13 protein-coding genes are annotated in these 14555 nt (G+C 35.6%); 9 read left to right on the top strand and 4 right to left on the bottom strand.

Annotated elements, in window-relative coordinates; genetic code table 11:
* Positions 1-208, top strand: a 208-nt coding sequence (locus RMR19_RS10635) for a hypothetical protein (RefSeq protein ID WP_310603469.1), incomplete at its 5' end; no start/stop codon positions are given.
* A gap of 253 nt (positions 209-461) precedes the next feature.
* On the opposite strand, the gene RMR19_RS10640 is transcribed toward RMR19_RS10635, so the two are convergent.
* The 3 genes from RMR19_RS10640 to RMR19_RS10650 are packed head-to-tail and all read right to left on the bottom strand — an operon-like array spanning position 462 to position 5019.
* Complete coding sequence (locus tag RMR19_RS10640; RefSeq protein WP_310603470.1) at positions 462-1307, bottom strand: flagellin N-terminal helical domain-containing protein; 846 nt, start codon at positions 1305-1307, stop codon at positions 462-464.
* 14 nt (positions 1308-1321) lie between these two features.
* Entirely contained in the window at positions 1322-3109 is a 1788-nt protein-coding gene (locus RMR19_RS10645; protein ID WP_310603471.1) for an ABC transporter ATP-binding protein, read from the bottom strand.
* Complete coding sequence (locus RMR19_RS10650; RefSeq protein WP_310603472.1) at positions 3109-5019, bottom strand: ABC transporter ATP-binding protein; 1911 nt, start codon at positions 5017-5019, stop codon at positions 3109-3111. The genes RMR19_RS10645 and RMR19_RS10650 overlap by 1 nt, the downstream gene beginning before the upstream one ends.
* Positions 5020-5450: 431 nt before the next feature.
* On the opposite strand from RMR19_RS10650, the gene folD reads away from it, so the two are divergent.
* Both folD and RMR19_RS10660 read left to right on the top strand, forming a co-directional pair.
* Entirely contained in the window at positions 5451-6299 is an 849-nt protein-coding gene (gene folD, locus RMR19_RS10655; protein ID WP_310603473.1) for a bifunctional methylenetetrahydrofolate dehydrogenase/methenyltetrahydrofolate cyclohydrolase FolD, read from the top strand.
* 61 nt (positions 6300-6360) lie between these two features.
* A complete protein-coding gene (locus RMR19_RS10660) occupies positions 6361-6930 on the top strand; it encodes a hypothetical protein (RefSeq protein WP_310603474.1) in 570 nt (189 codons plus the stop codon).
* A 69-nt stretch (positions 6931-6999) separates the two neighbouring features.
* Here the strand turns inward: RMR19_RS10660 and RMR19_RS10665 are convergent, their stop codons facing one another.
* Positions 7000-8649 carry a CvpA family protein gene (locus RMR19_RS10665; RefSeq protein WP_310603475.1) on the bottom strand — a complete coding sequence of 550 codons (1650 nt, stop codon included), beginning with the start codon at positions 8647-8649 and terminating at the stop codon, positions 7000-7002.
* 256 nt (positions 8650-8905) lie between these two features.
* Here RMR19_RS10665 and rimO point away from each other — a divergent pair, with 256 nt between their 5' ends.
* From rimO to RMR19_RS10695, 6 genes are all read left to right on the top strand, one after another.
* Entirely contained in the window at positions 8906-10231 is a 1326-nt protein-coding gene (gene rimO, locus RMR19_RS10670) for a 30S ribosomal protein S12 methylthiotransferase RimO (protein WP_310603476.1), read from the top strand.
* Positions 10232-10259: 28 nt separating this feature from the next.
* Positions 10260-10802, top strand: coding sequence for a CDP-diacylglycerol--glycerol-3-phosphate 3-phosphatidyltransferase (gene pgsA / locus RMR19_RS10675; protein WP_310603477.1), 543 nt, complete (start codon positions 10260-10262; stop codon positions 10800-10802).
* A gap of 2 nt (positions 10803-10804) precedes the next feature.
* Positions 10805-12055 (top strand): competence/damage-inducible protein A, encoded by a 1251-nt coding sequence (locus RMR19_RS10680; RefSeq protein ID WP_310603478.1) that lies wholly within the window; start codon positions 10805-10807, stop codon positions 12053-12055.
* 168 nt (positions 12056-12223) lie between these two features.
* Positions 12224-12946 carry a GerMN domain-containing protein gene (locus tag RMR19_RS10685; protein ID WP_310603479.1) on the top strand — a complete coding sequence of 241 codons (723 nt, stop codon included), beginning with the start codon at positions 12224-12226 and terminating at the stop codon, positions 12944-12946.
* 57 nt (positions 12947-13003) lie between these two features.
* Positions 13004-13909, top strand: a complete 906-nt coding sequence (locus tag RMR19_RS10690) for a MurR/RpiR family transcriptional regulator (protein ID WP_310603480.1) — start codon at positions 13004-13006, stop codon at positions 13907-13909.
* A partial coding sequence (locus RMR19_RS10695; RefSeq protein ID WP_310603481.1) for an aminoacetone oxidase family FAD-binding enzyme occupies positions 13902-14555 on the top strand: 654 nt, incomplete at its 3' end. The genes RMR19_RS10690 and RMR19_RS10695, both read left to right, overlap by 8 nt.

The following is a 14555-nucleotide window of genomic DNA, read 5'->3' on the forward strand; positions in this document are numbered from 1 at the left end:
TAAAATATACCTCTTGGATTTGGAAGAGATTGCAAAATATGAAGCGGTACTTGGAAATATAGTTGAAAAGACTTCTTGGCTACGTTCTTCTGGTGGACTACAATCTGCAGTTAGTGTATTTGATGGAAAGAATGTGAATCATTATGGAAGACTAGCAACGGAGCATGTGATTTACGCATATCCAATATTTTGGTATTCTATAAAGTAGGCAGTTTGTAGAAAATACAAAACACAGAGAAGATGTGATGTTTACTAGAAAAAGAAGAAATGCTTTTAGTATTAAAATAATAAAATAAGGCTGTTGTAAAATAAAAGCTTTCTTTGATATATCATAATGTTTGTGGAAACTATTACGATATATCGAAGATGAAATTTGTTTTGCGACAGCCTTGTTTTGCATCGAAAATGTATCATACACAAGTATGTGAATTACCTACAAATGAATAAATGTTTCTTAGTATTTAACCAAGTAGAGCAAGAATTCCATTCGGATTTTGATTTGCCTGTGCAATCATGGCTTGACTTGCCTGTAATAGAATCTGAACCTTTGCATATTCGGCAAGAGCTTTTGCCATGTCTAAGTCTCTGATTCGACTTTCTGCATCTTGCAAGTTTTCGGCGGTATTATCAAGATTTGCGATGGTATGTTCTAGGCGGTTTTGGTATGCACCAATCGTGGAGCGGATGCCGGAAACATCTTTTAACGCTTTGTCACATTTGCTGATTGCATCATTGGCTTCTTCGTGGCTTGCAACAGATAGAGAGTCAACTCCTAATTCGGAAGCATTGGCACTCTCGATTGTTATGGAGATGCTTTGATTGCTATTCGCTCCAATTTGAAGATGCAAGCCACCTGATTTAGTGGAAGAATCGGTGTTTGTGTTTTTGAGAGAACCATTTAATAATTTCTTTGAATTAAATTCTGTATCATCGGAGATGCGAGTGATTTCCTCAGAGAGCTGATCGAGTTCTTTTTGGATTGCATCGCGGTCTTGTGAAGCATTGGTATCATTTGCGGCTTGAACACAAAGTTCGCGCATTCTTTGTATAATATCATGAACTTCATTCAGAGCACCATCAGCAGTTTGTAGTAAAGAGATGCCATCTTGAGCATTCTTAGAAGCGGTAGTAAGACCGCGTATCTGTGCACGCATCTTTTCACTGATTTGGAAACCAGCAGGATCATCAGAAGAGCGATTGATTCGGTAGCCAGAAGAGAGTTTCTCGGTCAAGCTACATAAACGTTTGCTGTTCATTCCATAATAACGAAGGGCAGTTGCTGCTGCCATATTGTATTGTAAAATCATATAGTCTACCTCCCTTACCCCTCAAATTGTGCCATATACATCTTCTCGTATACGCCATGTCGTTCTAATAATTCATCATGTGTACCAGATTCTACGATAGTACCATCGTGTATCACAAGAATACAATCGGCATTCTGAATCGTAGAAAGGCGATGGGCAATAACAAAACATGTTTTGTCCTTCATAATTTTTCGCATAGCAGATTGAATTTGTTGCACTGTTCGGGTGTCTACGTTAGATGTTGCTTCATCAAGAATCAACATATTTGTATCAAGTAGCATGGCGCGAGCGATGGTAATAAGTTGTTTTTGCCCTTTGGATATATTTGTTCCATCATCACTTAATATCGTGTCGTAGCCGTTTGGCAGACGCATAATAAAGGAGTGGATCTTTGCTGCTTTAGCAACTTCAATAACTTCCTCAAGAGTAACGGATTCCTTACCGTAAGCGATGTTTTCGAATATTGTACCATGGAATAACCAAGTGTCTTGTAAGACCATAGAATAAGATTTTCTTAGGCTACTACGTGTTACATGTGTGATAGTATGCTCATCAACAGTGATGTTTCCGCTATCAACGTCATAGAAACGCATTAATAAGTTGATGAGTGTTGTCTTTCCAGAACCAGTAGTACCAACGACAGCAATCATATTGCCCGGTTTCGCATGAAAACTTATGTCTTTAAGGATTGGTTTCTCTGGTTCATAAGAGAAGTTAACATGTGAAGCTTTGACGTCACCTTGTACTATAATAGTATCATGAGATGTAACATTTGTAAATGTTACAGCATCAGGTTCGTCAATGGATTCTTCACCCTCATCTAGTAATTTAAAGATTCGTTCAGCGGCAGCAAGAGCAGACTGAAAATCACTCAGAATATTAGCAGCTTCATTGATAGGTCCTGAAAACTTCCTACTATAGAGAATAAAGGAAGAGATATTACCGATGCTCATTGATCCAGCTAGATAGAGCAAAGCACCAAATACGGAAATAAATGAAAGGGAAAGGTTATTGATTACGTTAACACAAGGGCCAATCATACTTCCGTAGTATTCTGCATCATAATATGCATTAACGGCGTCTTTATTTTTCTGACTGAATTTTAAAATCGTAGTTTCCTCTTGGTGATATGCACGTAGTGTTTTCTGTCCACTAATCATTTCTTCTACAAAGCCATTTAATTCCCCAAGTTTAGCAGAACGTGTACGAAACAGCGGGCGGGTTTTACCGGTAATATATTTCGTCAATAGGATTGACAATGGAACTGTAATGACGAAAACTAGAACGAGTTTGGGGGAGAGATAGAGCATCATTGAAAATGCGCCGATAATCGTAATAATACTCGTGCTAATCTGAACTAAGTCAGTTGAAAGGGAGGTATTTACCGTGTCGATATCATAAGAAATCCTACTGAGGATATCTCCTGTTTGGTGTGTATCAAAGTATCCGATAGGGAGCTTAATTAGTTTTTCAAATACATCTTGTCTCATGGAATATGCAATTTTTCTACCAATATGTATCATTAGTATTGATAATAGATAGGAAAATATAGACGATGCAACATAGAAGAGAAGCATATATGTAGCATAATAAAATACTTTCTCGAATAGAACGTTACCTACACCTGGTTGAATGGCATCAATTGCATAACCAGATAGCATAGGGCCGAGTAATGCAAATGTATTGGATACAAGGGTTAATATAACAGCGAAAAGAAGTAGCCATTTATAGCGAAGGAGATATGTGCTAAGTCGGAGAAGAGTATGTTGTTTCTTTGGTGATGTATTTTTTTGATTTCTCATTATGACTTACTCCTTTCTAATTGTGACATTACATTTTGATAGCCCATCTGTGTTTTGCTGAGGTCTTGGTAGATAGAACAACGTGTAAGTAACTGCTCATGTGTTCCGTAATCAATCATCTTGCCATCATCTAGGACAAGGATATGTTCTGCATGCATGATAGAACTGATGCGCTGTGCAATAATTATCTTAGTAGTATTCTTGAAATTTTCTCTTAACTGTTCACGAAGTAAAGCGTCAGTTTTGTAATCCAGAGCACTTGAAGAATCATCAAGCAATAAGATTTCTGGTTTGGCAGCTAAAGCTCTTGCAATTAGAATACGTTGCTTTTGTCCTCCGCTTAGATTAGCACCTTTGATTGTAAGCGAAGAGTGAATATCCGTTACGAATTCATTTGCTTTGGAATAGACGAGGGCATTTTTGATGTCCTCTTCGGAAAGCTCTCTGCCAAGACGAATGTTCTCCTGAATGGTATCTTGAAAGAGAATGTCATTTTGAAATACAATGCCGAATTTTTGGCGAAGAACGTTTAACGGGATATCTTTAATATCAGTACCATTAATGGAAATTGTTCCGCTTGTTGGAGAGTAGAAGCGTAGTAACAATTGAAGGATTGTGGATTTACCGGATCCGGTTGCTCCAAGAATCCCTAATGATTCTCCCTTTTTTAGACTAAAGTTGATATCGTATAGTGTGCATGAGTTGTCTACGTGTGTAGAATCTTCGCTTTCTGAGACTTTTTCTGTTGCCAAATTTGCAAGTTGTTTGCTAAAATTTTGTTTTCGATCCAAACTTGATGGTGGCCTATTTGAAGAAGGAGAAAATCCATCAAATAGGTTAGAATCCATGGGTGCTGCGGTTGGATAAGAGAAAGACACATGGTTGAATTCTATAAAGCTACATGAATCTACAGGTGTAGAAAAGTCTTTTTTGAAGGCGTTTTCCTCAATGATATCAATATCAAGGTCCTTACACTCGATGACTTCCATAATTCGGTCTGCGGAAGCAGCAGCTTTCGAGAAGGCGATAAACATATTCGAGATACTTAACATGGCATTCAGAATTAATGTGAAGTAAGTAAGAAAAGCGAGGATTTTACCTACTTGCGTTAACCCCTCATTTACGCGCCATGCACCAACTACGATAACTAGAATAAGCCCGATATTTAATAAAAGATTCATACAAGGATTAATGAGTGCCATTGTAGTACTAGCTTTATTTTCATTCTCGGTTACTTCTGAGTTGTAGATATTGAATTTATCTTTCTCGTAACTACCTTTGGATAAGGCTTTAATTACACGCATACCGTTAATTGCTTCTCTTACATCACGTATAAAGGAATCGGTAGATTGCTGTAATTTCGTATATAAAGGAATGCTTTTCTTGGATACATATATCATAAGTAATGTGATAAAAGGTAGTATACAGATAAGTAAAAAAGAAAGAACTGGATCTAGTGTCAAAGTGATGCAGATACCACCAATAAGTAGAATTGGTGCTCGAATTCCAAGTCTTTGCATACGACCAATAATATTATGAACATTGTAAGTGTCGCTTGTAAGTCTGGAGATTAACGATGGTTTCGTGAAACGGTCTGTTTGTGCAGAAGAAAGATAACTAATGGTGTGGAAGAGATCGTAACGGATAGATTCGGTTGCTTCGCTTGCTACTTTTGCCGCCATTCGGTTTGCGACGATATTTAATGTAACAGCAAGTAAGGAACAGATAATCATAGCGAATCCCCATAGATAGATATGCGACCGATTTTTTGTTGGTATAACAGAGTCTATCATATAGGCAAGTATCCAAGGAATGAATAAATCCATTAGAGTTCCTGTGAATTTTACGATGAATCCATAGATAATTCGATTGTAGAATGGTTTTAGATAATGTGTAAATATGGTTTTCATGTTCATACAGTCCTTTTCTTAGAGATGTAAATATTGATGTAATGCATATCTATAAGTATGATATTGGTGTCAAAAGGTTTTTGCCACCAACTGATACACGGATTGCTACGCATTTCATGCTCTCGCAATCCTAAAATATTCGAAATCCGCTCTATTCGAGCTGCTTTCTCATGTTTTGCGGGTCTCAAAGTCATACTGTTTCATATAAACATGAAACATATGACCTTTTGACCCTTGTATCATAAGTATAACGAATTGAAAAAAATATGCTAGTACTTTTTATAAACTTTACATAGTGCTTATTAGTTGCTGCCCGCATATAACCTTTGCAGTAACACAAACCGAGTATTTTCGTCTTTGCTAAAATAACCTCTAGGAATTCTAAGAGAAATAGTATAAAATATAGTTACAAAATACAGGAGGTAAAAGTTGTGGCACATTTAATTGATGGAAAAGTGATTTCACTACAAATAAAGGAAGAGTTAAAACAGAAAGCAACAGAATATAAGGCAGATGGTGTGGAAGTAACCCTTGCAGTTATTCAAGTAGGAGAAGATCCTGCTTCTAGTGTATATGTTGGTAATAAGAAAAAGGCATGTGAGTTTATTGGAATTCGTTCATTAGCATATGAACTTCCAGAAGAAACAACACAAGAGAAGTTATTAGAGTTGGTAAGAGAATTGAATGAGAGAGCAGATGTTAACGGTATTTTAGTGCAATTACCACTACCATCACATATAGATGAAGATTTAGTAATTAAAACAATTGCACCAGAGAAGGATGTAGATGGTTTCCACCCTCAAAGTGTAGGAGCATTATCAATTGGACAAAAAGGTTTTGTATCATGTACGCCAGCAGGTGTAATTCAGTTATTAAAGCGTTCTAATATTTCAATTGAAGGGAAAGAATGTGTAATCGTTGGAAGAAGTAATATCGTTGGAAAACCAATGGCACTTCTTATGCTGCGTGAGAATGCAACGGTAACAATTTGTCATTCAAGAACAAAAGACTTAAAAGAAGTTACAAAACGTGCAGATATCTTGATTGTAGCACTTGGAAAACCTAAGTTTATAACAAGTGAATATGTGAAAGACGGAGCGGTTGTTATTGATGTTGGTATCCATCGTGATGAAAACAACAAACTATGTGGAGATGTGGACTTTGCAGATGTAGAAAGTAAAGTAGAAGCGATTACACCTGTACCAGGTGGAGTAGGTCCTATGACAATTGCGATGTTAATGAACAATTGTATGGAGTCAGTTGAGTTACAAAAGAGATAAATGTGAAGAGTATAACTGGAAACTGAAAAGGTATCATGTTCTGAGTAGGGGGCGAGATAGTATGAGATCTGAGATGATTTACCATGAACAAGAGTATGATGTGATTATGATAGAGAGAGAACAGTTAATTACAGAGCAAGAGATTAATCAGAATATATTAGGAATAGAACATGCTAATTTGAATTATCACTGTTGTTTTGAAGTGAAAGAGTATCGTCTGTTTCTTCGCGAGTGCGAGATTGTTTGTGCAAATGGATATCGTGCGGTGTTACAAGAGACAAATCAAGAGGTACTTGATTCAGAGGAACATGTAATACATAGTAATTCAGTACTGATGATTCCGAATACGTATTCAGGTTCTGTAGTTATTGGCAGAGACTTGATTTGTACGGAATTAGAATGGCAAACATATGAAAATAAATCTTCTTGCTATTCCTATGAAGAGGTAATAGAGTTGATTTTTAGTCAAGGTGTACTTGTAACTACAATTAATCATAGCAGAGCGATGAAACGTGTTCGAATGAACTTAGAATGCGGTTACCGCACTTTGGACAAGAAGAAAGATGTTCGCTGTATTCAAAAATTCTTGCGAGATTCTTTTGTAGGAGATTATAAGGAACAATTGTTGTAGTTAGATACGAATAGAATATCTTATATAAAAACAGCGGTTTTGAGAGAATCAAAACCGCTGTTTTTTAAACTATTTTGTTTTTCCAATACCTACAACAACATTACAATCAGATCCTTTTGAATACGTGAATGTTATGAAGTCTCCAATATCATATTTCATCATTTCAAGTGCATTAATAACAGAAACATCGAATATATCATTGGAATTACTAAGCATCACATAATAATGAGAGTTTCCTTCAATTACAGCTTCGGCAATTTTGGTTATCTTTCCTGTAATGGTTTGTGTTTTGGCTTCTTCAGTAATGGTAATACCTGAGCTACGAAGAAGAGTCGTATATGTCTTTTCGCATTCTAATACAGAATCGCCAATCGCTACGAATTGGTATTTGGATATGTTAACCATAGCGTACTTTTTGACTAAGCCAGAATCATCTTTTAAAGCAATAAAATAAGTAGGTTCATTGTTGATATTCAGTAGTAATGGGAAAGTTGCTTTATACCCTAAGTGCTGTACTTGTCCTTCCGCTGAAGACATAGCAGAGTATTCTTCTGCACCGGCAACAGAGTAATAGCGGGTTTCTGCGGTACGTTGATTCATAAGTACAAAACCAACATTTGATTCATCGCCACCAACACTTGTAACACCAGTATATACCCATACATCATCGTCAAGAGCGATATAATTATAGCCATCCGTAGTTTTAAGGCAGTCTTTTTGGCTAAATAATGTATTCAAGTAACCATGTTTTAATGTACCATAGTAATCATAGTAGCGGATTAATAAGTCGGCAGAATATACATGATCTACCCAAGTTGGAACATCTCCAATTTTGTAATTAACATGCTCACCAGTAATCGCATTAACAAGAACAACATTTTTAATGGATTCACCGCCAAATAAACCGATGGAATAATCTTTGACAGGGCATACCCAGTAAGGAACGCCAGAGTCATCAATTTCGAAACTTGGTTCATTAAAGATATAGGTTGGGTATTTAAAACGTAGATATCTATAAAGGTTACGACCGAAGTGATCGGATTTTGAATATTTGATTCCTGATTCTAACTTAACACATTCTACATCTTGTGTTGCCATATCGATACGAATATAGGCAGGAATTCCATCGGAATGGTTGCTAAACCATTTGAACGGACTGCCATAATCTAAAGGAGTAACACGAACAGGTGAGCCGTTAAAGTTAATTTGTGTGTAGGCATTGCTAACTTCAAATTGCGAAACGTACTCTACCATGCTACCCATTTTTCTTGAACCAAGCAATGTAGCAGATTCGCGGTCAAGTAAAGGGATTTCATTGTAAGAAATCTGTTCAATGTCAGCAGAGAAATCTCTTGTGTCAATGTTGATAAGCTTTTGATATTTGTCTGCATTAACAATAGGGGAAGAGAGAATACTTCCAATTATAAAGATTATAATTGCACAAAGTGTAATGGCAAAGGACATCAATACTCGCTTGCTTTTGAAGTCGGAAGCGGTAATAACGAAGTCGTTAATATTTTGTACGTGTCCGTGTGATTTGACATTCTTGATTGCGGTAGTAATAAGGCATATTACGGTAGTGATGGCAAGAACACTAATAATAAAATACCAAAATCCTTGTGCATGAATGTTAATAGGTGGGAGCGCAATATAGTAGTAGATGAATCCCACGATTAATACTAAGAGTGTTACTAGTACTATATTTTTTGTTTTTTTCATAGACATCCTCCAATGTTCTATTTTATTAATTTACAGTTTTCACTATATCAATAGTAACAAGATACGTAAAAAAGTCAATTAAAATGGTATGAAAAATCTATAATTTTTATAAACAGCAAATTTACTGTTTCATTTTAAGAAAAAAACTGATAGAATATACATGTTTCATTTTAGAAAGATAAAATTCTAGGCACAAGAAGTTGGTAATTCATAAATTATTATTCTTGGATTAGATATACACAGAAGGAGATTTGGAATGAATATACTATTTATATCGTTAGGTTGCGATAAAAACCTTGTAGATAGTGAAGTGATGTTAGGCTTGATTAATCAAAAAGGATACGTTATTACAAGTGATGAGAACGAGGCTGACATTATTGTTGTAAATACATGTTGCTTTATCAATGATGCAAAAGAGGAAAGTGTGAATACAATTCTTGAGATGGCGGAGCTTAAGAAAACGGCGAATCTAAAAGCATTAGTAGTAACAGGTTGTCTTGCACAAAGATATAAGAAAGAAATTCAAGATGAGATACCAGAAGTAGATGCAGTAGTTGGAACTTCAAGTTATGAAAACATTGTAAAAGTAATTGAAGAAGCACTTGAAGGTAAAACAACAGAATGTTTTGAAGATATTAACGTTTCGCCAAACGTAGATAGTAAACGTGTATTAACAACAGGTGGGTACTATTCGTACTTAAAGATAGCTGAAGGTTGTGATAAGCACTGCACATATTGTATCATTCCTAAAATCAGAGGTAAGTTTAGAAGTGTACCGATGGAACGATTACTAGCAGAAGCAAAAACTCTTGCAGAGCAAGGCGTAAAAGAATTAATGTTAGTAGCGCAAGAGACTACGTTATACGGATTAGATTTGTATGGAGAAAAGAGTCTTCCTAAACTCTTGAAAGAACTATGTAAAATCGAAGGAATCGAATGGATACGTATTCTATATTGCTATCCAGAAGAAATTACAGATGAGTTAATTCAAGTTATGAAAGAAGAAGAAAAAATCTGTAATTATCTTGATATGCCGATCCAACATGCATCAGACAATATATTAAAGAGAATGGGACGCCGTACGAATCGTCAAGAATTAATTGATATTGTAACAAAACTTAGAAAAGAGATTCCGGATATCGCATTACGTACTACATTAATTACAGGTTTTCCGGGAGAAACAAAGGAAGATCAAGAGCAGTTGCTTGAGTTCATAGATGAGATGGAATTTGATCGTCTTGGTGTATTTACATATTCACCAGAGGAAGATACTCCAGCAGCGAACATGGAAGATCAAATTGAGGAAGAAGTAAAAGAAGAACGAAAAGATGAATTAATGATGTTGCAGCAAGAAATTGCTTTTGAACATGCAGAAAAGATGGTCGGAAGAACGCTTAAAGTAATGATAGAAGGAAGATTACCAGAAGATAATGTCTATATTGGTAGAACATATATGGATGCACCGAATATTGATGGTTACATCTTTGTAAATGCAGAACATGAATTTATGTCAGGTGATTTTGTTACTGTTAAAGTTACCGGCGCAAACGATTATGACTTAACGGCAGAAATCGTCCTATAATATAGTCAATTGAAAGGAGTGAAGTTTTGTGAATCTACCTAATAAATTAACAATGGCTCGAGTTTGTATGATACCAATATTTGTATTGTTTTTATTGACAGATATCGTACCATACTCCAATTATGTTGCAGTAGTAATATTCATTGTTGCTTGCTTAACAGATGCACTTGATGGATATATTGCAAGAAAGTATAACCTTATCTCGAATTTTGGTAAATTTATGGATCCATTAGCGGATAAATTACTAGTTTGCGCTGCATTTATATGTTTTGTGCAACTTCAATTAATACCAGCTTGGATAATCATAGTAATAATCAGTAGAGAATTTATTATAAGTGGATTCCGTTTGGTTGCATCAGATAACGGAGTCGTAATAGCAGCAAGTTGGTGGGGAAAATTCAAAACAACAGCACAGATGATTATGTCAATTTTATTAATCGTTAACTTTGATGGTGTGTTTTTTAATACCCTTGAACAAATATTTATCTATGTAGCATTAGCGTTAACCGTAATTTCGCTTATTGATTATTTGATTAAGAATAAAAATGTTCTTACAGAAGGGAGCAAATAGTAATGGTAGTTGAATTGATTAGTGTAGGTACAGAACTTTTACTTGGTAATATTGTTAATACAAATGCAGCATATCTATCTGAGAAATGTGCAGAACTTGGCATGTCATTATATTATGAAATAACTGTAGGCGATAATCCGGAGCGATTGCTTGATACAGTGACAACAGCATGTAATCGTTCCGATGTTATTATTCTTACAGGTGGTTTAGGACCAACACAGGATGATTTGACAAAAGAAACCGTTGCGAAAGCGCTAAATCTTCCATTAGTAGAAGATAGTCACACAAGAGAGCGAATTGAAAATTATTTTAAGAGAAGCAATTACAAAGTAATAACAGATAATAACTGGAAGCAGGCAATGGCAATTGAAGGATGTAAAGTAGTAGATAATGACAACGGAACAGCACCTGGATTAATTGTTGAGACAAAAGAAGGGAAACGTATTATTCTTCTTCCAGGACCTCCAAATGAGATGATTCCTATGTTTGAGAAGGATATCTATGGATACTTAAATCAAATTAGACCGAATGTGATTTTTTCTAAGATGGTTAAAATCTGTGGTATTGGTGAGAGCATGGTAGAAACAGAGATTGCTGACTTAATTGAAGTACAATCCAATCCTACAATTGCACCATATGCAAAATGTGGTGAAGTGCATCTACGTGTAACAGCGAGCGCACCTACAGTAGAGGAAGCTAAAAAATTAGTAAAACCTGTGGTAAAAGAATTGAAAGATCGTTTTAAGCAGAATGTATATACAACAGAAGAGGCAGAGGCATTAGAAGAGACTGTTGTTAAACTATTAAAGAAATATGATTTGACACTTTCTACAGCGGAATCTTGTACAGGTGGTTTGTTTACGGGAAGAATTGTTAATGTAGCAGGTGTATCTGATATTTTAAAAGAGGGTTTTATTACGTACTCAAACAAAGCGAAAAAGAAGAACCTTGACGTGAGTAAGAATACACTTAAAAAATATGGTGCAGTAAGTGAGCAATGTGCGAAGGAAATGGCAAAAGGAGCTGCAATTAATACAGATGCAGATGTAGCTGTTGCAATCACAGGTCTTGCTGGACCAGATGGTGGAACGGAAGAAAAGCCAGTTGGCTTAGTGTATATTGCTTGCTTTGTGAATGAGAAAGTAACGGTTAAGGAATTTAACTTTAAAGGAAATCGTCAAAAGATACGTGAAGGTGCTGTTATATCTGCACTTGACTTACTTCGTCGTTGTATTCTTGAAAACTATAAGTAATAGAATGAAGTTATCCTTACTAATTCTACTCCTTTGTTAACTATTTTTTAGTAAAATACCATAGAAATGACATAGTTTTGGGTTATTATAAAAATAGTGAAAGAGATGATAAGGCTATTTAAGATAATTAATAAGTCATTCCGTGGGAATATAGAAAGGAGCACACCTATGAAAAAAAGAAAGATTTCAGTATTAATTGCAATAGCAGTAATTTCTATTCTTGCGGTTACTGGTTGCAAGAAAAAAGGTAGTGTAGAGAATAATAATCTAGTAAAAGTAAATGACACCATTGATTCAAACGAGGACGTGGGCGATACAAATATAGATGCTACAGAAGACGGTATAGACGATTCTGAACAAGGGCAAGATGGTGCAACGGATGTATCATCTGATGTAGAAAAGCAAGGTGATACAACAGATGAAACGCCGCTAGCAGATGTTGATAAAACACCAGAAGATGAAGATGGTAAAAAAGGTACGGAAAGTGAAAGCACAAAGGAAGAGATTAAGATTTCAATCTATACAATAAACGATGAAACATTAGAGGCAGAAGATGCAATTGCCTATGTTTCTGGGGATACGAAAATTACAGCGGAAGTTATTGTAGCAGAAGTTGTGAAAGCGTTTAGTACAAATTCTTATGAAGTGAAGATTGAAAGTGTATCACAAGAAGGTGATGCTGTAATCGTTAATTTCAAGAAGGATAGTGCTCCAATAGTAGGTGCCGGTAGTTCTATTGAAATAACAACACTTGATTGTATTTCTTATAGTTTACTAGATAACTTATCTACATGTAAGAAAGTAATCTTTCGTGTAGAAGGAGAAGCTTATGCAAGTGGTCATATATCGTTTAAAATCAACGAGCCATATATTACAGGCAATACAAACTAAATAAGTCAGAATGACAAAATAACAGTTACGAATGCCGTTCTAACAAAAGGGGTATGTATGAATACACAAACGGATTTGGTTAAGAATATTAATAATAAATATAACTCACTTAGCAAGGGGCAAAAGCTCCTTGCTAACTATATTTTGAACAATTATGATAAGGCGGTATATTTAACGGCAGCTAAGATGGGGAAAATAGTGGGAGTGAGTGAGTCAACAGTAGTACGTTTTGCTATGATACTTGGATATGATGGCTATCCTAAATTGCAACGTGCATTAGAAGAATTAGCAAAGAATAATTTGAATTCGGTTCAACGTATGGAAGTGACATTTGATCGTATCAATAAAGAGAATATCTTGAAATCCGTGTTGCATTCAGATGCGGAAAAGATTCGACTTACAGCAGAAGAGATTGATGAAGAAGCATTTAAAAGTGCAATAGAGAGGCTATTATATGCAAAGACGATTTATATTATAGGAATTAGAAGTAGTGCGCCTCTCGCAAGTTTCCTTAGTTATTATCTTGGACTTATCTTTGAGCGCGTTGTAATGATTCATTCCAATAGTACAAGTGAGTTGTTCGAACAGTTATATCGAATTAATGAAGAAGATGTTTTAATTGGAATCAGTTTTCCGAGATATTCAAGAAGTACGTTGAAAGCGATGGAGTTTGCGAATCGACGTAATGCGAAGCTGATATCCATAACAGACAGTTATGCTTCGCCAATGACAAAATATTGTGATTGCAATCTTTTGGCGCGTTGTGATATGGCTTCTATAGCAGATTCCATTGTTGCTCCAATGAGTATTATTAATGCAATTATAGTAGGTGTATGCCAACAAAAACAAGAAGAAGTAGTTTCCACGTTTGCATCCTTAGAAGAAATCTGGGATGAATACCAGGTATATCGATATGAAGGAGATGGAAATCAAACTACACCAGAGGAGATCAGCAATGAGTAAAGTTTTCATAGTCGGCGGTGGCGCAGCAGGTATGCTTGCAGCTATCTATGCAGCAAGGAATGGCCATCAAGTTACAATATATGAGAAGAATGAAAAGTTAGGAAAGAAACTATACATCACAGGAAAAGGACGTTGCAATATAACAAATGCTTGTGATATGGAGACGTTGTTTGATCATGTTATGACAAACAGTAAGTTCTTATATAGTAGTTTTTATGCATACAATAATTTTGATGTAATTGATTTTTTTGAAGAGATAGGTTTAAAGACAAAGATTGAACGTGGAAATCGTGTATTTCCTGAATCAGATAAGTCTTCTGATGTGATTGGAGCACTTCAAAGAGAATTAAGTAGACTTGGCGTAAAAATCTGTTTTTACAGTGAAGTTTCTGAAGTTGTTGTAGAAGATGGTGTATGTAAAGGAATTCGTTTGAAGGGTGATAAAAAAATCACACAGGCAGATGCAGTAATTGTGGCAACAGGAGGATTATCGTATACAACAACAGGTTCAACGGGTGATGGGTATGAATTTGCTAAGAACGCAGGACATACAATTACAGAATGTAATCCATCTTTAGTTCCATTTAATATTAAAGAGTCTTTTGTTAAGGAATTACAAGGGTTATCGCTTAAGAATATTAAAGTT

The sequence above is a fragment of the Anaerosporobacter sp. genome, assembly GCF_031551385.1.
Lineage (GTDB): Bacteria > Bacillota > Clostridia > Lachnospirales > Lachnospiraceae > Anaerosporobacter.